Annotated in this window: 21 protein-coding genes; 18 read left to right on the forward strand and 3 right to left on the reverse strand. The window is 47.0% G+C overall.

The features are described from left to right. The first annotated feature begins 20 nt into the window (after positions 1-20). The 18 genes from spoIIIAE to spo0A all read left to right on the forward strand — a co-directional run bounded on the left by spoIIIAE (position 21) and on the right by spo0A (position 17,475). The gene (gene spoIIIAE / locus BZ167_RS17660; RefSeq protein ID WP_003153145.1) at positions 21-1,229 is read left to right on the forward strand and encodes a stage III sporulation protein AE; all 1,209 of its coding nucleotides are present in this window, start codon (positions 21-23) and stop codon (positions 1,227-1,229) included. A gap of 16 nt (positions 1,230-1,245) precedes the next feature. Next, positions 1,246-1,866 carry a stage III sporulation protein AF gene (spoIIIAF, locus tag BZ167_RS17665; RefSeq protein WP_003153146.1) on the forward strand — a complete coding sequence of 207 codons (621 nt, stop codon included), beginning with the start codon at positions 1,246-1,248 and terminating at the stop codon, positions 1,864-1,866. Further along, positions 1,859-2,551 carry a stage III sporulation protein AG gene (gene spoIIIAG, locus BZ167_RS17670; protein WP_015417802.1) on the forward strand — a complete coding sequence of 231 codons (693 nt, stop codon included), beginning with the start codon at positions 1,859-1,861 and terminating at the stop codon, positions 2,549-2,551. Before spoIIIAF ends, spoIIIAG begins: the two co-directional genes overlap by 8 nt. A gap of 3 nt (positions 2,552-2,554) precedes the next feature. Further along, positions 2,555-3,205, forward strand: a complete 651-nt coding sequence (locus BZ167_RS17675; protein WP_040237925.1) for a SpoIIIAH-like family protein — start codon at positions 2,555-2,557, stop codon at positions 3,203-3,205. 153 nt (positions 3,206-3,358) lie between these two features. Then, positions 3,359-3,838 carry an acetyl-CoA carboxylase biotin carboxyl carrier protein gene (gene accB, locus BZ167_RS17680; RefSeq protein ID WP_007408347.1) on the forward strand — a complete coding sequence of 160 codons (480 nt, stop codon included), beginning with the start codon at positions 3,359-3,361 and terminating at the stop codon, positions 3,836-3,838. A gap of 14 nt (positions 3,839-3,852) precedes the next feature. Continuing rightward, positions 3,853-5,205: an acetyl-CoA carboxylase biotin carboxylase subunit gene (gene accC, locus BZ167_RS17685; RefSeq protein WP_007408348.1), complete on the forward strand. Its 1,353-nt coding sequence runs from the start codon at positions 3,853-3,855 to the stop codon at positions 5,203-5,205. Between the two features lie 21 nt (positions 5,206-5,226). Beyond that, positions 5,227-5,634, forward strand: a complete 408-nt coding sequence (locus tag BZ167_RS17690) for an Asp23/Gls24 family envelope stress response protein (RefSeq protein WP_003153156.1) — start codon at positions 5,227-5,229, stop codon at positions 5,632-5,634. Between the two features lie 264 nt (positions 5,635-5,898). Then, positions 5,899-6,291, forward strand: a complete 393-nt coding sequence (gene nusB, locus BZ167_RS17695) for a transcription antitermination factor NusB (protein ID WP_007408349.1) — start codon at positions 5,899-5,901, stop codon at positions 6,289-6,291. 11 nt (positions 6,292-6,302) lie between these two features. Continuing rightward, positions 6,303-7,154, forward strand: coding sequence for a bifunctional methylenetetrahydrofolate dehydrogenase/methenyltetrahydrofolate cyclohydrolase FolD (gene folD / locus BZ167_RS17700; RefSeq protein WP_007408350.1), 852 nt, complete (start codon positions 6,303-6,305; stop codon positions 7,152-7,154). Positions 7,155-7,277: 123 nt separating this feature from the next. Then, positions 7,278-8,621 carry an exodeoxyribonuclease VII large subunit gene (xseA, locus tag BZ167_RS17705; protein ID WP_040237927.1) on the forward strand — a complete coding sequence of 448 codons (1,344 nt, stop codon included), beginning with the start codon at positions 7,278-7,280 and terminating at the stop codon, positions 8,619-8,621. Beyond that, entirely contained in the window at positions 8,621-8,875 is a 255-nt protein-coding gene (locus tag BZ167_RS17710; protein ID WP_007408352.1) for an exodeoxyribonuclease VII small subunit, read from the forward strand. Before xseA ends, BZ167_RS17710 begins: the two co-directional genes overlap by 1 nt. Then, positions 8,865-9,755, forward strand: coding sequence for a polyprenyl synthetase family protein (locus tag BZ167_RS17715; RefSeq protein ID WP_007408353.1), 891 nt, complete (start codon positions 8,865-8,867; stop codon positions 9,753-9,755). The genes BZ167_RS17710 and BZ167_RS17715 overlap by 11 nt, the downstream gene beginning before the upstream one ends. A 143-nt stretch (positions 9,756-9,898) precedes the next feature. Next, the gene (gene dxs / locus BZ167_RS17720; protein WP_012117963.1) at positions 9,899-11,800 is read left to right on the forward strand and encodes a 1-deoxy-D-xylulose-5-phosphate synthase; all 1,902 of its coding nucleotides are present in this window, start codon (positions 9,899-9,901) and stop codon (positions 11,798-11,800) included. After that, the gene (locus BZ167_RS17725) at positions 11,797-12,642 is read left to right on the forward strand and encodes a TlyA family RNA methyltransferase (RefSeq protein ID WP_007612503.1); all 846 of its coding nucleotides are present in this window, start codon (positions 11,797-11,799) and stop codon (positions 12,640-12,642) included. The genes dxs and BZ167_RS17725 overlap by 4 nt, the downstream gene beginning before the upstream one ends. A 96-nt stretch (positions 12,643-12,738) precedes the next feature. Next, positions 12,739-13,188 carry a transcriptional regulator AhrC/ArgR gene (ahrC, locus tag BZ167_RS17730; RefSeq protein WP_003153173.1) on the forward strand — a complete coding sequence of 150 codons (450 nt, stop codon included), beginning with the start codon at positions 12,739-12,741 and terminating at the stop codon, positions 13,186-13,188. 31 nt (positions 13,189-13,219) lie between these two features. Continuing rightward, a complete protein-coding gene (gene recN, locus BZ167_RS17735; RefSeq protein ID WP_015417799.1) occupies positions 13,220-14,950 on the forward strand; it encodes a DNA repair protein RecN in 1,731 nt (576 codons plus the stop codon). A 163-nt stretch (positions 14,951-15,113) separates the two neighbouring features. After that, the gene (spoIVB, locus tag BZ167_RS17740; RefSeq protein ID WP_007408360.1) at positions 15,114-16,394 is read left to right on the forward strand and encodes a SpoIVB peptidase; all 1,281 of its coding nucleotides are present in this window, start codon (positions 15,114-15,116) and stop codon (positions 16,392-16,394) included. A gap of 280 nt (positions 16,395-16,674) precedes the next feature. Further along, entirely contained in the window at positions 16,675-17,475 is an 801-nt protein-coding gene (spo0A, locus tag BZ167_RS17745; RefSeq protein ID WP_015417798.1) for a sporulation transcription factor Spo0A, read from the forward strand. 148 nt (positions 17,476-17,623) lie between these two features. Here the strand turns inward: spo0A and alr are convergent, their stop codons facing one another. The 3 genes from alr to BZ167_RS17760 form a co-directional block, all read right to left on the reverse strand. Further along, positions 17,624-18,805 carry an alanine racemase gene (alr, locus tag BZ167_RS17750; RefSeq protein WP_012117960.1) on the reverse strand — a complete coding sequence of 394 codons (1,182 nt, stop codon included), beginning with the start codon at positions 18,803-18,805 and terminating at the stop codon, positions 17,624-17,626. Positions 18,806-18,980: 175 nt separating this feature from the next. After that, complete coding sequence (locus BZ167_RS17755; protein WP_003153181.1) at positions 18,981-19,193, reverse strand: spore germination protein; 213 nt, start codon at positions 19,191-19,193, stop codon at positions 18,981-18,983. A 125-nt stretch (positions 19,194-19,318) separates the two neighbouring features. After that, a complete protein-coding gene (locus BZ167_RS17760) occupies positions 19,319-19,531 on the reverse strand; it encodes a spore germination protein (RefSeq protein ID WP_007408362.1) in 213 nt (70 codons plus the stop codon). Positions 19,532-19,607: the final 76 nt, after the last annotated feature.

Consider the following 19,607-nt stretch of genomic DNA (forward strand, 5'->3'; position numbering starts at 1 on the left):
GGAAAGGGGGGGCACAAAAAATGAAGCGCTTTCGGTGGGCGGGAGCTTTTTTGTTCATCCTCTTATTTTTTCAGACTGAATGTGTACAAGCTGCCGGAACAGACGGTGCGTCGCAGGAAACCGCAGTTCACCAAGAATCCGCTGATGAAGTGGCGAAAAAGCAGGCCGAAGCGCTGAAAACAGAAGGCATCGGAAAGTTTTGGGACGACATCATGACAGAATACGGCGGTCTTCTGCCTGAAAGCCAAAAGGGAAGCATCATCGACTTTATTAACGGAGAAAAAACGTTCTCGCCGGAGGCATGGCTGAAGGCTTTATTTTCATACTTGTTTCATGAAGTGCTCGCAAACGGAAAGCTTCTGGGAACTTTGATTCTTCTCACCATTTTTTGTGTCATTCTGCAGCTCCTGCAAAATGCGTTCCAGCAGAGCACCGTCAGCAAAGTGGCTTATGCAATCGTCTACATGGTGCTGATTATTCTCGCTTTAAACAGCTTTCATGTTGCCGTCAATTATGCCAGTGAAGCGATCCAGACGATGACAAGCTTCATTCTCGCGCTCATCCCGCTTTTACTCGCGCTTTTGGCGTCTTCCGGGGGAGCCGTCTCCGCAGCTTTTTTTCACCCCGTTATTTTATTTCTGATGAATACGAGCGGCCTTCTCATTCAAAACATCGTCATGCCGCTTATCTTCCTGTCAGCGATTTTAAGCATCGTCAGCACGATGACGGATCAATATAAAGTCACGCAGCTTGCCAATCTGCTCAGAAATATCGCGATCGGCGCGCTTGCCGTATTTCTCACCGTGTTTCTCGGCGTCATCTCCGTACAGGGGGCTTCGGCTGCCGTGACGGACGGGATTACGCTCAGGACTGCAAAATTTATCACAGGCAATTTTATTCCCGTACTCGGCCGGATGTTTACGGATGCGACGGATACGGTCATCAGCGCCTCGCTCCTATTAAAAAACACCGTGGGAATCCTCGGAGTCGGAATTTTGATCTGCATCTCCGCGTTTCCGGCGATCAAAGTGCTCTCGCTCGCTTTTATTTATAAGCTTGCGGCCGCTATTCTGCAGCCGCTCGGAGGCGGGCCCGTCATTACGTGCCTCGGCGTCATCAGCAGAAGCGTACTGTATATTTTCGCGGCGCTCGCCATCGTCTCTCTCATGTTTTTCCTCAGCATCACAGTCATTATTACAGCAGGCAACCTCACCATGATGATGAAATAAAGGAGGCCCATTGGATATGAGCTTTTTAACAGAATGGCTGACAAGCATTATTTTATTTATCTTATTCGCCATCGTCATCGACATGCTGCTGCCCAGCTCCAGTATGCAAAAATACGCAAAGATGGTTGTCAGCCTGCTGTTAATCATTGTCATGCTCAACCCGATATTCAAACTTTTCAAAACAGACCCGGAAATCATCTTCGATTATTTGACAAAACAAGAGCAATCTCAATCCGCTGATATAAAAAATCAAATTAAATCAGAAAAAAAAGAAATACAAGCATCAAACCGCGCATATGTTTTAGAAGAAATGGCTGTCCAACTAAAAAAGAAAGCGGAGGAGATGTTCAGTCATGACGAATACAAAATAGACGACATCCGCCTTACAGCGGAAGAACAGGTTCGTTCAGAAGAAGATGTAAAAACGATCAGCGTGTATATGGCCCCATCTTCTGAAAAAACCGTGCAAACCGTCGCACCGATCGACATCCGCACAGACCGCAAATACGAACCGGAAGGCGCAGCCGACAAAAAAGAGGCCGCAGACATCAAAGAAAAACTTGCGGATATATGGGAAATCGGCAGTGAGAAAATTACGGTTTATATGGAAGGCGGGGAGAAAAACGGCCATGAATAAAAACGGACTATGGACCATACTCAAAAAACAGCTGATGATCGGACAGGCGAAAGACGGAGAAAAACCAAAACTGACAAAATATCATTACTTTCTGTTCGTGTTTGTGCTCGGGGTATCTTTTATGCTGGTCAGCCAGCTGTTCTCTTCACCGGAGAAAACCGAGAAGGACCAAACGGCGCAGACCGTCATGTCCGGCCGAACGGAAGACAAAAGCGGGCAAAAAAGCGCACCCGTTTTTAAGGCATCGAAAGACGGCAGCGCAAAAACCACAATCGATGATTACGAAAGAGACTATGAAAACCAGCTGAAAGAAATCCTTGAAACGATTATCGGCGTGGAGGATGTCTCAATTGTCGTAAACGTAGACGCAACATCTCTGAAAGTGTTTGAGAAAAATAAAACGAAAAAAGACACCACCACTGAAGAAACCGATAAAGAAGGCGGCAAAAGAAGCGTAACCGATCAAACCTCTGAAGAACAAATTGTCATGATTCGAAACGGGGACCAGGAAACCCCGGTCGTCGTCCAGACGAAAAAGCCCGATATCCGCGGTGTACTCGTTGTCGCTCAGGGAGTGGACAACGTTCAAATAAAAAAAACCATCATTGATGCCGTCACAAGGGTGCTCGATGTTCCGAGCTATCGTGTAGCGGTTGCCCCTAAAAAAATCAAGGAGGATTCATAAATCATGCTGAAAAAACAAACGGTTTGGCTTTTAACAATGCTCAGTCTCGTCGTGGTATTAAGTGTTTATTATATTATGTCGCCGGAAAGCAAAAATGCCGTGCAGATGAAAAGCGAAAAAAGCAGCGGAGAAGTCGCCACTGAAAAAACGCCGGCTCCTGAAACGAAAGATAAGAGCGGAAACGGAACGGAAAAAGAAGACGGCACAAAAGGAACGAAAGATTCTAAAGGCACAAAAGAGGATAAAGAAACATCAGCCGAAGCATCGGACAAAGACGGATCGGTCGCCACAGAAACAGCTGATGAAAACTTATTTACCGCATACCGCATGGAGCTTGAAGACGCGAGAAGCAAAGAAAGGGAACAGTTAAACAGCATTGTTTCAAGCGATGATGCGACCGCAAAGGAAAAAAGCGAAGCCTACGATAAAATGACGGCGCTGAGCAATGCTGAAGGGACGGAAAAACAGCTGGAAACGCTGATTAAAACACAAGGCTACAAAGATGCGCTCGTGGATGCTGAAGGAGACAAAATCAACATTACCGTCATGTCTGACAAACATTCAAACGCAAAAGCTTCCGCTATCATTGACCTGGTGGAAAAAGAAATCAAGACGATGAAAGACGTCGCCGTCACGTTTGAACCGACAAAATAAGAGACCTGAACCGCCCGCACCCGCTGCGGGCTTTTCTGATGTCATTTTAGATCAGTGTTGAATTTACACAAGCGCTCCTGTAAGATAAACATAGTATGTACTTTTAGTAGCAACCCATAAATTTCTATTTTTTATACATAGGAGTGGAAACTGATGTTAAAAATCAACGAAATTCATGAACTGATAAAAAGAATCGATGAATCTTCCATCGACGAATTTGTTTACGAAATTGAAGGCGTAAGCCTCAAACTGAAAAAAAATGAAGCGCCGGCAGTGAATGTAACGGGACAAGCCCAAGCCGTTCCCGCCGCTTACGCACCTGCTCCGCAGGCTGCAAAACCGGAAGCGAGTGAAGCCGCTCCTGCTCAGGAAGCGCCGAAACAAGACGAAAACCTGCACAAAATTACGTCTCCGATGGTCGGAACGTTTTATGCTTCTTCATCGCCGGAAGCCGGCCCTTACGTAAACCAAGGTTCAAAAGTGAGCGAAAATACAGTTGTTTGTATCGTAGAAGCAATGAAACTCTTTAACGAGATTGAAGCCGAAGTAAAAGGAGAAATCGTTGAAGTGTTAGTTGAAAACGGCCAGCTGGTCGAATACGGACAACCTCTATTTCTTGTAAAAGCTGAGTAAGGAGACCTGCTATTATGATTAAAAAGCTATTGATCGCCAACCGAGGAGAAATCGCCGTCAGAATTATCCGGGCCTGCAAAGAGCTGGGCATTGAAACTGTAGCCGTTTATTCTGAGGCAGATAAAGACGCCCTGCATGTCCAAATGGCCGATGAGGCTTTTTGTATCGGGCCGAAAACATCAAAAGAAAGCTATTTAAATGTAACGAACATCGTCAGCGTCGCAAAGCTGACCGGCACGGATGCGATTCATCCGGGATACGGGTTTTTAGCTGAAAACGCCGACTTTGCCGAGCTGTGCGAGGAATTAAACGTAACGTTTGTCGGCCCTACGGCTGACGCCATTTCAAAAATGGGAACAAAAGATATCGCCCGCGACACGATGCAGCTGGCGGGCGTGCCGATTGTGCCCGGTTCAAAAGGAATCATAAAAAATACGGAAGAAGCGGTTTCGCTTGCAGGTGAAATTGGGTATCCTGTCATTATAAAAGCCACTGCGGGCGGAGGCGGAAAAGGCATCCGGGTCGCACGCACAGAAGAAGAACTGATCAAAGGCATTGAGATTACCCAGCAGGAAGCCGCTACGGCATTCGGAAATCCGGGTGTGTACATCGAGAAGTACATAGAAGATTTCCGCCATGTTGAAATTCAGGTGCTTGCGGATAATTACGGAAACACGATCCATCTCGGAGAGCGTGACTGTTCTATCCAAAGACGTCTGCAAAAACTTCTTGAAGAGTCACCGTCACCTGCGCTTGATTCTGAAATCAGGGAGCAGATGGGTGAAGCAGCGGTAAAAGCAGCGAAGGCCGTCGGTTACACGGGAGCCGGCACAGTAGAATTCATCTATGACTACAGAGAACAGCGCTACTACTTCATGGAGATGAACACGCGTATTCAAGTAGAGCACCCTGTCACAGAAATGGTGACGGGAACGGATCTGATCAAAGAACAGATCAAAGTGGCATCCGGACAGGAGCTTTCGCTCAGACAGGAAGACGTTGAATTTAACGGCTGGGCGATTGAATGCCGCATCAACGCTGAAAATCCTGCGAAAAACTTCATGCCTTCACCCGGTAAAATTAACATGTACCTGCCGCCGGGCGGACTCGGCGTACGCGTGGATTCAGCCGCATATCCCGGCTACTCGATCCCGCCGTACTACGACAGTATGATTGCTAAAGTCATCACATACGGAACAACGCGTGATGAGGCAGTCGCACGGATGAAACGCGCGCTGAGCGAATTCGTGATTGAAGGTATTGAAACGACGATTCCGTTCCATTTGAAACTGCTTGAACACGAAACATTTGTCAGCGGAGAGTTTAATACAAAGTTTTTAGAAACATATGATGTAATGGGCTCATAATTTTTGCGGGAGGTGAATTGAATGGAAGACAACAGTGTGCTTAAAATGGATCATGATGAGGCTCATTTAGGCAAGGTTGAAATTGCTCCTGAGGTCATTGAAGTCATTGCCGGCATCGCCGCTTCCGAAGTTGAAGGAGTTGCTGAAATGCGCGGCAATTTCGCCACGGGCGTCGTAGAACGCTTCGGCAAAATCAATCACGGCAAAGGCGTAAAGGTCGATTTAGCCGATGACGGGATTACCATCGACGTCTATTGCGTCGTTCAATTCGGGATCTCGATCCCGAAAGTGGCGGCAAGCGTTCAGGAGAATATCCGCCAAACCTTATTAAACATGACGTCTCTGACCATTAATGAAATCAATATTCATATCGTCGGCATTCAATTTGACACGAAAGCCCAAGAAGTCGAAATCGACGAAGAAATGTAATGAGCGTATAAAAACCAAGGGGATGGGCAGCCCTTTGGTTTTTTATACGTTTCCCGTCATTTCAGGCATGAAGAAAGCCGGCTTACAAACGGCAGCCGAGTTTCTTCATGCTGTGAAATCCGAATGAAATTAATACGGTTTGTGAAAATATTCGGCATTAGGGTGAAAAAACCTAAATTTCGACATGCGATTGAGAAAAAAATATGTTATGATCTCTTTAAGCTTAACGACAAGCGGATAAAGCGGATCTGAAGGAGAAAGAAAATGAAAAGAAGAACAGCTAGAGAAAAAGCTTTGCAGGCACTTTTTCAGATTGATGTCAGCGATATTGCACCGAACGATGCCATTGAGCACGCGCTTGATGGTGAAAAAACAGATGCCTTCTTTGAACAGCTGGTGTACGGAGTGATCGAACATCAGGTTCAGCTTGATGAAATGATTTCCGGCCATCTCGTCAATTGGAAGCTTGACCGGATTGCAAACGTAGACCGCGCGATCCTGCGTCTGGCGGTGTATGAAATGGTTTATTCTGACGACATTCCTGCTAACGTGTCATTAAACGAAGCAATCGAGCTGGCAAAACGGTTCGGCGACGATAAAGCTGCAAAATTCGTAAACGGGGTTCTTTCTAACATTAAAACTGATATCGAATCATAGGAGGAAAGAAAATGACTGCAACAATCATCGACGGAAAAGAAACGGCTAAAGAAAAACGCGAACAATTGGCAAAAGAAGTAGAAGAGCTGAAAGCACAAGGCGTAGTGCCTGGATTGGCGGTCATTTTAATCGGAGACGATCCCGCTTCTGTTTCATATGTGACAGGCAAGAAAAAAGCCGCTGAAACAATGGGAATGAAATTTAAGCTTGACCGCTTTGACTCAAGCTTAACCGAGGCGGAGCTTTTAACAGTGATTGATCAGTATAATCAAAATCCGGAATTCCACGGCATTCTCGTCCAGCTGCCGCTCCCGGATCATATTTCTGAAAAAGCCGTAATCGAGCGGATCTCCCCTGATAAGGATGTTGACGGTTTCCACCCTCTCAACGTCGGGAAAATGCTGCTTGGCGAAGATACATTTCTTCCATGCACGCCGCACGGAATTGTCGAGTTATTGAAAAAGACGAACGTAGATCTTTCCGGCAAAGAAGTTGTTGTAGTCGGACGAAGCAATATTGTCGGTAAACCGGTCGGCCAGCTGCTGCTGAACGAAAACGCGACCGTCACATATTGCCATTCCCGCACGAAAAATATGTCTGAGCATACGAAAAAAGCAGATATTCTTGTGGTAGCGGTCGGTAAAGCGAACTTCATCAAAGCTGATCAAATCAAAGAGGGAGCCATTGTCATTGATGTCGGCGTCAACCGTCTCGAAAGCGGAAAACTCTGCGGAGACGTTCAGTTTGATGAAGCGAAAGAAAAAGCATCTTTCATTACGCCGGTGCCGGGCGGAGTAGGTCCGATGACCATCACAATGCTTGCGCATAATACTGTTAAATCTGCCAGACGTACGTTATCATAGATAACCGGAGACAGTCACAAAAAGTGTGACAATGAGCACGATACCCGCTTCTTAAGGCTCCTTTCAGCCAGAGCGGGTTTTCTTAGTTTAGGGCAAAAAGCCTTTATGAAAGGAGTGCAGGATGTGAGTGAAGCGGCATATGTCACGGTTTCCGCGCTGACCAAATACATTAAACGAAAATTCGATGTGGACCCTCATCTTGAAGACATTTGGATTAAGGGTGAGCTCTCCAATGTTAAAATTCATACGAGAGGCCACATCTATTTTACATTAAAAGATGAGCATGCCCGCATGCAGGCCGTCATGTTTCAGAGGCAAAGTTCGAGGCTTGCGTTTAAGCCAGAAGACGGAATGAAGGTCATCGTAAGAGGCGGCATCTCCGTCTATGAACCGAGCGGAAGCTATCAGCTGTACGCGAAAGAAATGCAGCCGGACGGTGTGGGGGCGCTCTACTTAGCCTATGAAGAATTAAAGAAAAAACTTGCCGGCGAAGGGTTGTTTGATGACCGGCATAAGCAGGCCATCCCCGCTTTTCCGGCCACGATCGGGGTCGTCACGTCACCGACGGGAGCAGCCGTCAGAGACGTCATTACCACACTCAAAAGAAGATACCCCCTTGTGAAAGTCATTGTGCTTCCCGCGCTCGTTCAAGGTGAAAATGCCAGCAGATCGATTGTGAAGCGCATTGAAGAAGCCAATGCACAAAAAATGTGTGACGTCCTGATCGTCGGAAGGGGAGGGGGCTCGATCGAAGAATTGTGGGCATTTAACGAAGAAATCGTGGCCCGGGCGATTTTTGCTTCCGCCATTCCGATTATATCAGCCGTCGGACATGAAACAGATTTTACAATCAGTGATTTCGTCGCGGATATCCGGGCGGCAACCCCGACAGGAGCGGCAGAAATTGCCGTTCCCCACACGACGGACTTAATGGAACGGACAAAAACGGCGGAAGTCCGCCTGACAAGAGCGATGCAGCAGCATATCAGCAAGAAAAAAGAACGGGTTCAATCGCTCCAGTCATCCTACGCGTTCCGTTTTCCGAAACGATTGTATACCCAAAAAGAACAGCAGTTTGACCTTTTGTATCAGCAGTTCCAATCACAGATCACAGGGCTTACGGACAGGAAACAAAGGCAGCTGGAGCGGAATACGTACAGATTAACGGCGCTCCACCCTGAAACCCAGCTGAAACAGGCGAAAAAACGGTACGAGGAGCGCTCAAATCAGCTCGCCCGAAGCATGAATGTCCAGCTGAAGCAGCTTCATTCGCAGTTTCAGACGGTTCTTGGTAAACTGAATGCATTAAGTCCCCTTCAGGTGATGGAGAGAGGATACAGCCTGGCCTATAAAGACAAAGAGCTGATCAAAAGCGTTGATCAAGTGGAACAAAATGATACGCTTGAAGTAAAGATGACAGACGGCGTTCTGACGTGTGAAGTATTGCAAAAGAGAGGCGAACGATAATGACAGAAACCAAAAAAAGTGAAGAGCTGACATTTGAAGAGGCGATGAAAGGCCTTGAAGGCATTGTGGCAAAGCTTGAAGAAGGAGATGTGCCGCTGGAGCAGGCGATTAATTATTTTCAGGAAGGGATGGCCCTTTCAAAAATGTGCCATGAAAAGCTTCAGCATGTCGAAAAGCAAATGGACTTTATTTTAAAAGATAACGGCGAACTTGCACCTTTCAGCGTTCAGGAGGAAGACGAAGGTGACAAATAAACTGGACGCATTTTTAGCATCGCGCAAACAACTGATTGAACAGCAGCTTTCTTTGTATACAGAACGGCTTGCGATGCCGGAAACCCTCAAAAAATCTATGCTGTATTCTTTGGAAGCGGGCGGAAAGAGGCTGCGCCCTCTCGTCGTCTTAGCCGTTCTGAATGCTTACGGAAAAGATGAAAAAGACGGGATTCCGGTCGGATGCGCTGTCGAAATGATTCATACGTATTCTTTAATCCATGATGATCTGCCTTGCATGGACGATGATGATCTGCGCCGGGGAAAGCCCACAAACCATAAAGTCTTCGGAGAAGCGGCAGCCGTATTGGCCGGAGACGGGCTTCTGACAGAAAGCTTTAAATTGATCACATCTCATGTGTCTGAGGCGGTTTCAGCAGAAAAACGGCTCCGTCTCGTCGATGAGCTGATCAGCGCAGCGGGAACGGAAGGAATGGTCGGCGGACAGGCTGCCGACATGGAAGCGGAACAAAAGCGGATAACGCTTGAGGAGCTGGAATCCATCCACGAGCGGAAAACGGCCAAGCTCCTAGGTTTTTCAGTGACGGCGGGCGCCATTTTGGCAGATGCGCCGGAGGATGAAGTCGAAAAGCTCCGTCTGTTCAGCAGCCATATCGGCATCGGATTCCAAATCAGAGACGACATCCTTGATATTGAAGGGCATGAGGAGAGGATCGGCAAACCGGTCGGCTCAGACACGTCGAATGAAAAGTCAACGTATCCGTCGCTTTTAACGCTTGAAGGCGCGAAAGAAAAGCTTGCGTATCATATCAGCGAGGCGAAACAGATCATCAGCGGCCTTTCTCTTCAGAAAGAATTGCTGCATGACCTCTGTGATTTAATCGCGGCGAGAGATCATTAAAAACGGTCCTGATTTGAAGGGGCTGCCGCTCCTATGGTAAAATGTAAGCAGTTTCGATGAAAATACAAAGGGAGTCTTTTTCTTTTTTCAAAAAGACACTGTTTAATTTGCAGAAATTCATGCTGAAAGTGAGTTGATCCGCTTTGGATCTTTTATCAATACAGGACCCGTCATTTCTTAAAAAGATGTCAATTGAACAGCTGGAAGAGCTGAGTGAGGAGATCCGCAATTTCCTCATCACATCGCTGTCTGCCTCTGGCGGCCATATCGGACCGAACCTCGGGGTTGTCGAGCTGACAATTGCGCTTCACAAAGAATTTGACAGTCCGAAAGATAAATTTTTATGGGATGTCGGACATCAGTCCTATGTTCATAAACTGTTAACCGGGCGCGGCAAGGAGTTTGAAACCTTGCGCCAATATAAAGGGCTTTGCGGTTTCCCGAAACGCAGCGAAAGCGAACATGACGTATGGGAAACAGGCCACAGCTCAACCTCGCTCTCAGGCGCGATGGGAATGGCTGCCGCCCGTGATATTAAAGGATCGAAAGAATATATCATCCCGATTATCGGAGACGGCGCTTTAACCGGAGGAATGGCGCTTGAAGCGCTGAACCATATCGGTGATGAGAAGAAAGACATGATCGTCATCCTGAATGATAATGAGATGAGCATTGCGCCGAATGTCGGGGCGATTCATTCTATGCTGGGACGGCTTCGCACGGCCGGCAAATATCAATGGGTAAAAGACGAGCTTGAATATTTATTTAAGCGCATCCCGGCCGTCGGCGGAAAATTGGCCGCCACAGCTGAACGGATAAAAGACAGTTTGAAATATATGCTTGTGTCAGGCATGTTTTTTGAAGAGCTGGGCTTTACGTATTTAGGCCCGGTTGACGGTCATTCCTACCACGAACTGTTTGAAAACCTGCAATACGCCAAAAAAACGAAAGGCCCTGTCCTTTTACATGTCATTACGAAAAAGGGCAAAGGCTATAAACCGGCTGAGACCGACACAATCGGCACATGGCACGGAACGGGTCCTTATAAAATCAATACGGGTGATTTCGTCAAGCCGAAAGCCGCGGCGCCTTCATGGAGCGGACTTGTCAGCGGCACCGTGCAGGAGCTGGCGCGCGAGGATGACAGAATTGTCGCCATTACACCGGCCATGCCGGTCGGCTCCAAACTGGAAGGGTTTGCGAAAGAATTCCCTGAACGCATGTTTGATGTCGGAATCGCAGAACAGCATGCGGCGACGATGGCGGCTGGAATGGCGCTCCAAGGCATGAAGCCGTTTCTTGCGATTTATTCGACCTTTTTGCAGCGGGCGTACGATCAGGTCGTCCATGACATCTGCCGCCAAAACGCGAATGTATTTATCGGCATTGACCGCGCCGGTTTGGTCGGCGCCGACGGGGAGACGCATCAAGGCGTCTTTGACATCGCCTTTTTGCGGCATATACCAAACCTCGTTTTAATGATGCCGAAGGATGAAAATGAAGGCCGCCATATGGTCAATACAGCCCTTAATTATGAGGAGGGTCCGATCGCGATGCGCTTCCCGCGCGGAAACGGGCTCGGCGTAAAGATGGATAAAGAGCTGAAAACCATTCCGATCGGAACATGGGAAGTGCTCCGTCCCGGAAAAGACGCGGTCATTTTAACATTCGGTACGACCATTGAAATGGCGCTGGAAGCGGCTGAAGAACTGCAAAAAGAAGGCCTGTCCGTGCGTGTCGTGAATGCGCGGTTTATAAAACCGATTGATAAACAAATGATGAAGGCCATTCTTAATGAAGGTCTGCCGATTTTAACGATAGAAGAAGCCGTGCTTGAAGGCGGATTCGGCAGCACGATTCTTGAATACGCTCATGACCTCGGCATGTATCATACACCGATTGACAGAATGGGCATCCCAGACCGGTTTATTGAACACGGCAGCGTAACCGCCCTGCTTGAAGAAATCGGTCTCACGAAGGCTGAGGTTATGAACCGGATCAAACTGCTGATGCCGCCGAAGACACATAAAGGAATTGGATCATGACAGCAAAAAAAGAACGATTAGATGTACTTCTTGTAGAAAAAGGCCTTGCGGAAACGCGGGAAAAAGCGAAACGCGCCATTATGGCGGGCATCGTATACTCAAATGAAAACCGATTGGACAAACCGGGTGAAAAAATCGCCCGGGATCTTCCGTTAACGGTAAAAGGAAACCCTCTTAAATACGTCAGCAGAGGCGGATTAAAGCTTGAAAAAGCCCTGGAAGTGTTTCCCGTCTCGGTAAAAGGCAAAACGATGATTGACATCGGCTCGTCTACAGGGGGATTCACGGATTGCGCCCTCCAAAACGGAGCCGAGCGGTCCTACGCAGTGGATGTCGGCTATAATCAGCTTGCCTGGAAGCTCAGACAGGACGAGAGGGTCGTCGTCATGGAACGGACGAATTTCCGCTATTCCGAGCCTTCCGATTTCACAGAGGGTTTGCCGGAATTTGCGACAATCGATGTTTCTTTCATCTCACTCCGCCTCATTCTCCCGGTTTTAAAAACGCTGCTTGTACCGGGGAGCGATTGTATCGCACTGGTAAAGCCGCAATTTGAAGCCGGACGGGAATCCGTCGGAAAAAAAGGCATTGTCAGAGATCCCGGCGTTCATACTGACGTTCTCCGCCGCATGAATCAATTTGCCGCTTCTGAAGGATATACAGTGAAAGGACTGTCCTTCTCACCGATTACAGGGGGAGACGGTAATATTGAGTTTCTGCTTCATTTGGAATGGGGCGGAGAAGACGGAAACGGCGCTGAACTGCCGGAAGAAGACATTCTCCGTACCGTCCGCGAAGCACATGAGACATTAAAAGCCAAAAAGACAGATGTACCGGAATAATAGGGGGCTATTATTCCTTTTTTCTGCCATCATGTACTTTTTATCAAGAAGCGGTTAACATAATGACAAGAACAGCTTGAAAACAGAGGTGCTTACATGACAAAAGGCCAAAGGCATATAAAAATCAGAGAGCTTATTACAAGCCATGAGATTGAAACGCAGGATGACTTAGTTGACATGCTGAGAGAAGAAGGATATAAGGTAACTCAGGCGACTGTCTCCAGAGACATTAAAGAGCTGCATCTCGTAAAGGTGCCGACAAACAACGGCTCCTACAAATACAGCCTGCCGGCGGATCAGCGGTTCAATCCGCTGTCAAAACTGAAGCGTTCATTAATGGATGCGTTCGTAAAAATTGACTCAGCAAGCCATATGATCGTATTAAAAACGATGCCGGGGAATGCTCAGGCAATCGGCGCTCTGATGGATAATCTCGAATGGGAAGAAATCATGGGCACGATTTGCGGAGATGACACGATCTTAATCATCTGCAGGACGCCTGAAGATACGGAGGGCGTTCAAAGCCGTCTTTTGGAGCTGCTGTAGCGTAATTATCAGATAAAAGGTGGAATGCTGTTTGTTAGCTGAACTATCAATAAAAAACTTTGCCATTATAGAGGAACTGACGATTTCGTTTGAGCGGGGGCTCACCGTCCTGACGGGAGAAACAGGGGCCGGCAAGTCAATTATTATAGACGCCGTTTCCCTATTAGTCGGCGGCCGCGGCTCGTCTGAATTTGTCCGTTACGGTGAAACAAAGGCCGAGCTTGAAGGACTGTTTCTATTGGACAGCGGTCATCCCGTTTTTGAAGTATGCCGTGAGCAGGGAATAGACGCATCTGACGACATGATTGTCATGAGAAGGGACATTAATGCCGGAGGAAAAAGCGTCTGCCGTGTCAACGGAAAATTAGTGACGATTGCGGCTTTGAGGGAAATCGGCAGACTTTTATTAGATATTCACGGACAGCATGATAACCAGCTGTTAATGGAGGACGATAAACACTTAGAGCTGTTGGACAGGTTTGCGGGCGCTGAGGCCGAATCCGCGCTTCAGGCTTACCATGAAGGCTATGAGCGTTATATGAAGCTGCTCAAAAAAGTGAAGAAGCTGTCAGAAAGCGAGCAGGAAATGGCGCATCGGCTAGACCTGATTCAATTTCAGCTTGAAGAAATCGAGTCGGCGAAGCTTGAATTGAATGAAGACGAGCTTCTTCAGGAAGAGCGGAAGCAGATATCCAACTTTGAAAAAATTTATGAATCATTGCAAAACGCCTATAATGCGCTCCGCAGCGAACAGGGGGGGCTTGACTGGGTCGGAATGGCCTCTGCCCAGCTTGAAGATATTTCGGATATCAATGAACCGCTGCAAAAGCTGTCAGAAAGTGTGTCAAGTTCCTATTATCTGTTGGAGGATGCAACCTTTCAGATGCGCAATCTGTTAGATGATCTGGAATATGACCCGGAACGGCTGAATTTTATTGAAACCCGTTTAAATGAGATCAAACAGCTGAAGCGCAAATACGGAGCGACGGTAGAAGACATTTTGGAATACGGCTCCAAAATAGAAGAGGAAATCGATCAAATCGAGAACCGCGACAGCCACCTTGAAGCGCTGAAGAAGGAACTGGAGTCGGTCGGCAAAGATGTGGCCGTAGAAGCCGCGAATTTATCAAAAATCAGAAAAGCATGGGCTAAGAAACTGGCGGAAGCGATTCATCAGGAATTAAAAAGTCTGTATATGGGCAAATCAACGTTTGATACGGAATTTCTCGTGAAAACCGATCCGTCAGCCAGTGAAGCACCGGTTGTTGACGGGCAGCCCGTGCAGCTTACCCAAAAGGGGATTGACCTTGTGAAGTTTTTAATTTCAACAAACACCGGTGAGCCTTTAAAACCGCTGTCAAAGGTCGCTTCCGGAGGCGAGCTTTCAAGGGTGATGCTGGCGATGAAAAGTATTTTTTCTTCCCAGCAGGATGTCACCTCCATCATCTTTGACGAAGTGGACACCGGTGTAAGCGGGCGGGTTGCCCAAGCCATCGCGGAAAAAATCCATAAAGTATCGACCGGTTCACAGGTGCTCTGCATTACACACCTGCCGCAGGTTGCCGCTATGGCGGATACGCACCTTCTGATCGCAAAAGAATTCAAAGACGGCCGGACGACAACGCATGTCACGCCGCTTTCTAAACAGGACAAGGTAGCGGAAATCGGCCGCATGATTGCGGGCGTCGAAGTGACCGATCTGACAAAACGGCATGCACAAGAGCTTTTAAAACAGGCCGGACAGGTAAAAACGACAGGATAAGCTGCTGATACAGGCAGCTTATTTTTTTGTTCCATTTCTCTAACAGTGTATCCAATGTTTTTCTTCGTATGCCGGTTATAAATCAAGCGCAGGAAGGCAAAAGTATAGATGTAGCAGAAAAAGAAAGTGGTGTGGGATAGGAGCGAGGAGAGTGAAGGAATGAATGCACGATAACATGAGGAAAGCAATAGGTGTAATTCTCCTTGTTTCTTTACTAAGTGTAGGCTTTTTTAAGCCATTTAAAGAATATTTACTGATACCATCAGAAATGAGCGTCTTTGAAAACCAGACACAGGCCGTTCCGGTTAATGCATCAATAAGCGCTGAAAAGGGCGAATTATCAGAAGCCTTTACGCTGAAAGAAGAGCACGGCCATGCAAACATAACAGGGCAAACACAAGGCCGGTCAGAAGTAGTATATGATCTTGCCGGATTTCCCATTAAAAAAACAAAAGTGCGTGTCCTTCCAGAATTGAAGGTCATTCCGGGCGGACAGTCCATCGGTGTAAAACTGCATTCAGTCGGTGTTTTGGTGGTCGGTTTTCACCAAGTGATGACAAAGGATGGGAAAAAGTCTCCGGGAGAACAAGCGGGAATTGAATCTGGCGACATCATTATTAAAATGAACGGACATAAAATTGAAAAAATGAGCGACATCGCCCCGTTTATTCAAAAAGCGGGCAAAACCGGTGAATCTTTGGATTTATTGGTGAAACGCGATAAGCAAAAAATCAAAACAAAGCTGATTCCGACAAAGGACGAAGCCGAGGGGAAATATCGAATCGGCCTTTATATCCGCGATTCGGCAGCCGGCATCGGCACCATGACATTTTTTGAACCGAAAACAAAAAAATACGGCGCATTGGGCCACGTCATCTCTGATATGGATACAAAAAAACCGATTGTCGTAGAAGACGGAGAAATCGTCCGTTCAACTGTAACATCAATTGAAAAAGGAAAAGGCGGCAATCCCGGCGAAAAACTGGCAAGGTTTTCGTCAGAACGGAAAACGATCGGCGATATTAACCGCAACAGCCCGTTCGGCATCTTCGGGACACTGCATCAGCCGATTAAAAACAACATTTCCGACAAAGCGCTTCCGATTGCTTTGTCAAATGAAGTAAAAAAAGGACCTGCGCAAATGCTGACGGTTATCGAAAACGATAAAGTAGAGAAATTTGATATTGAAATCGTCAGCACCACGCCGCAAAAATTCCCGGCGACAAAGGGAATGGTATTGAAAGTGACAGATCCGAAACTGCTGAAAAGAACCGGCGGAATCGTTCAGGGGATGAGCGGAAGCCCGATCATCCAGAACGGAAAGGTCGTCGGAGCCGTAACCCACGTATTTGTCAATGATCCGACAAGCGGCTACGGCGTTCATATCGAATGGATGCTGTCTGAAGCGGGTGTTGATGTTTACGGAAAAGACAAAGCAAGCTGACTGCCGGATGATCCGGCAGTTTTTTTATGTGATGCGTTCTTCACTTCTTTCCTGGATTCATGTAAAATAAGACATGAAGATTTTTCGACAAATTCACGTTTCCTGATTTGTCAAACTTAATTTTTAGTCGAAAAACCTAGAAAATGCTAGAAAAACAAAGATATACCACTATTATTGGTAAATATGGATTTTTTAAAAGGGGAAGTAGTGGTTTTGTCGAATGTAACATGTAGCAGTCAAATGGGTTGCGTCCTGTTAATACATTGGGGGAGGAAGAAACGTGGAGAAAATTAAAGTTTGTGTTGCTGATGATAATCGAGAGCTTGTAAGCCTGTTGAGTGAATATATAGAGGGACAGGATGATATGGAAGTGATCGGCGTTGCTTATAACGGACAGGAATGTCTTTCTTTGTTTAAAGATAAGAATCCAGATGTGCTCGTTTTAGACATTATCATGCCGCATCTGGACGGACTTGCGGTTTTGGAGCGTCTGCGGGAATCAGAGCTCGAGAAGCAGCCGAACGTCATCATGCTGACGGCATTCGGTCAGGAAGACGTTACGAAAAAAGCCGTCGATTTAGGCGCGTCCTATTTCATCCTGAAGCCGTTTGATATGGAAAACCTTGTCGGCCATATTCGCCAGGTAAGCGGAAATGTCAGCAGTGTCACACACCGTGCGCCGTCTGCGCAAAGCAGCATTATCCGCAACCAGCCTGAGCCGAAGCGGAAAAATCTCGATGCCAGCATTACAAGCATTATCCATGAGATCGGTGTGCCTGCCCATATCAAAGGCTATCTTTATTTGCGTGAAGCCATTTCCATGGTGTATAACGATATTGAACTCCTCGGCAGCATCACAAAAGTCCTTTATCCCGACATCGCCAAAAAATTCAACACGACTGCAAGCCGTGTAGAACGGGCCATCCGGCACGCCATTGAAGTCGCATGGAGCAGGGGAAATATCGATTCCATTTCTTCACTGTTCGGATATACGGTAAGCATGACAAAAGCAAAGCCAACCAACTCGGAATTCATCGCGATGGTTGCTGACAAGCTGAGATTGGAGCATAAAGCTTCGTAACGCAAGCTTTTGGCTAGATGTCTTTTTCGCGCCTTCTATTCCGTGCATGAACGCGGAAGAGAAGGCGTTTTGAAATTTTGCTGGCGAAAACAATGGAAATCATTCATGCCGGTACTTGTTCTATACATAAATGCGGGATCTATGCCGTCTACACGTATAATACCGGAGCTGATATTTTAATGATTTTGCCGTCTCTAAAATAAAAGCGGGGGACGCGGCGGCTTAACACAGATAAGACTTCGTAGCTGATCGTACCGAGCATTTCGGCAATTTCATCAACGGAAATCTCGGCTCCTTGTTGTTTACCGTAGATGACGACTTCTTCTCCTTGTTTGCCCTCATTCTCACCTAAACTGACCATGATCATATCCATTGTCACTCTCCCCGCCACCGGCACCCGTCTACCGCGGTGAAGAATAAACCCGCGGTTGGACAGGGCGCGGGAGTAACCGTCACCATAGCCGATCGGAATCGTCGCGATGATTTCACCCGGTTCGGCGATATATGTGGCGCCATAACTGACGGTCCGGGGATCTGTCACCATGGCTTTCACATAAGCGATACGCGCCTTTAAACTTAGTGCGGGTGTGAGATCCACGAGGTTCAGTTCCTTTATCGAGGCGGACGGATATAAACCATATAACCCAATGCCTAAACGGATCATGTCGGCGCTGAATTCCGGGAATGCGATAGCGGCGGCTGTATTGCACATATGCACGGTAGGCAGCGTAATGTCTTGATTTTTTAAAAAGCGGAGAAAGCTGATAAACTTTTCGTGCTGCAGCATCGTCAGCTCAGTGTCCGGTTCATCCGCTGTTGAAAAATGTGTAAAGATGCCATCCCATGACAGATATGTACTCGACTTGAGCGCTTTCACCACTGCTAAAAGATCTTCTTCCGTACGCACACCCAGCCGGCCCATTCCCGTATCCACATTGATATGAATGGACAGCCGTTTCGAATCTGCTTCTTTTTCCAATATCCGATTCGCTTTTTTGATCCAGCTGACCTGAAACGCTGATAATGTTATGTTCCAAACGGCAGATTTTTTCACACAGCTGAGAGCTGTGAAGCCGAGCACAAGAATAGGTGCCGTAATTCCCGCTCTCCGTAACACAATTCCCTCTTCGACGCTGGCGACAGCGAGCTCGCTCGCTCCGCTTTCCAGTGCCTGCCGCGCTACTTCCACAGAGCCGTGGCCATAAGCGTTCGCTTTTACGACGGCCATAATTTTAGACGTATTCGGAATATGGCGGCGGATCGCCCGTACGTTCTTTTTTATCGCATCAAGGTCAACTTCAATCCAAACTTCCCGGCAAAGTTTTTTCATCACGATTCCTTCTTTCCTTAATGAGATTCAGTACCCATGCTTTCAATCTGCATTCTATTCATCTTTAACTGAAATCATTCAAAACATGGAAAGGTGATCGCTGATGTTTAAAATCAAGTTTTCGGGAAATCAGTGTGCCTGCTTTATTTATGCTGAAAGGGCTGCTTGGCAGCCCTTAAATTGACTTTACAATATTCTGATCTGAAAATTGATGTTCAAACATTTTGGACTGGCTTACAGCATTGTTTTGAATGACAATGCCGATATTTCCCCCTCCGGCACCGAAAACGGTTTTTGATGCAGTCAGCGGACTGATGGATATGGCGCCGCCAACATTGACAACTCCGTTTCCTGATACGTTGTTTATCGTAATCGGGCAACCGCTCATTCTATTTTTTCTCCTTTCTCTCACAGTCTACTAACTATATGTACGCTGTGATATGGAATAAGATTAAACAAAACGGCAAAAAGAATCCGGCTGCTGCCAGCCGAAAAGGGAGGGAAATACGGATGTCATAATGTTTTCGTTACATTTTGATCAGAGTATTGTGAGCTTGAAGATTGAGATGTGCTGGATTGATTCATTTGCAGGACCATCCCCGTATTTCCCCCACCTGAGCCGTAGACGGTTTTTGATACGGTTAAAGGACTTATCGAAAACGCACCGCCGACATTGACAACCCCGTTTCCGGAAAGACTGTTAATCGTAATAGGAAAACCAGCCATCATATACGGTCTCCTTTCTATTAATCTATTTACTATATGTACGCTGTGTGTTAGAAATAGGAGTAAACAAAGCGGT

The sequence above is a fragment of the Bacillus sp. 275 genome, from assembly GCF_001999205.1.
GTDB classification, from domain to species: Bacteria; Bacillota; Bacilli; order Bacillales; family Bacillaceae; genus Bacillus; species Bacillus velezensis.

Excerpts from the sequence above, each read along its gene's own strand:
- accB (WP_007408347.1), top strand. The coding sequence starts at position 3,359 with ATGTTAAAAATCAACGAAATTCATGAACTGATAAAAAGAATCGATGAA.
- spoIIIAE (WP_003153145.1), top strand. The coding sequence starts at position 21 with ATGAAGCGCTTTCGGTGGGCGGGAGCTTTTTTGTTCATCCTCTTATTT.
- folD (WP_007408350.1), top strand. The coding sequence starts at position 6,303 with ATGACTGCAACAATCATCGACGGAAAAGAAACGGCTAAAGAAAAACGC.
- alr (WP_012117960.1), bottom strand. The coding sequence starts at position 18,805 with ATGAAAAAACTTTGCCGGGAAGTTTGGATTGAAGTTGACCTTGATGCG.
- BZ167_RS17675 (WP_040237925.1), top strand. The coding sequence starts at position 2,555 with ATGCTGAAAAAACAAACGGTTTGGCTTTTAACAATGCTCAGTCTCGTC.
- spoIIIAG (WP_015417802.1), top strand. The coding sequence starts at position 1,859 with ATGAATAAAAACGGACTATGGACCATACTCAAAAAACAGCTGATGATC.
- BZ167_RS17725 (WP_007612503.1), top strand. The coding sequence starts at position 11,797 with ATGACAGCAAAAAAAGAACGATTAGATGTACTTCTTGTAGAAAAAGGC.
- spoIVB (WP_007408360.1), top strand. The coding sequence starts at position 15,114 with ATGCACGATAACATGAGGAAAGCAATAGGTGTAATTCTCCTTGTTTCT.
- ahrC (WP_003153173.1), top strand. The coding sequence starts at position 12,739 with ATGACAAAAGGCCAAAGGCATATAAAAATCAGAGAGCTTATTACAAGC.
- BZ167_RS17760 (WP_007408362.1), bottom strand. The coding sequence starts at position 19,531 with ATGGCTGGTTTTCCTATTACGATTAACAGTCTTTCCGGAAACGGGGTT.
- BZ167_RS17710 (WP_007408352.1), top strand. The coding sequence starts at position 8,621 with ATGACAGAAACCAAAAAAAGTGAAGAGCTGACATTTGAAGAGGCGATG.
- BZ167_RS17755 (WP_003153181.1), bottom strand. The coding sequence starts at position 19,193 with ATGAGCGGTTGCCCGATTACGATAAACAACGTATCAGGAAACGGAGTT.
- nusB (WP_007408349.1), top strand. The coding sequence starts at position 5,899 with ATGAAAAGAAGAACAGCTAGAGAAAAAGCTTTGCAGGCACTTTTTCAG.
- BZ167_RS17690 (WP_003153156.1), top strand. The coding sequence starts at position 5,227 with ATGGAAGACAACAGTGTGCTTAAAATGGATCATGATGAGGCTCATTTA.
- spoIIIAF (WP_003153146.1), top strand. The coding sequence starts at position 1,246 with ATGAGCTTTTTAACAGAATGGCTGACAAGCATTATTTTATTTATCTTA.
- accC (WP_007408348.1), top strand. The coding sequence starts at position 3,853 with ATGATTAAAAAGCTATTGATCGCCAACCGAGGAGAAATCGCCGTCAGA.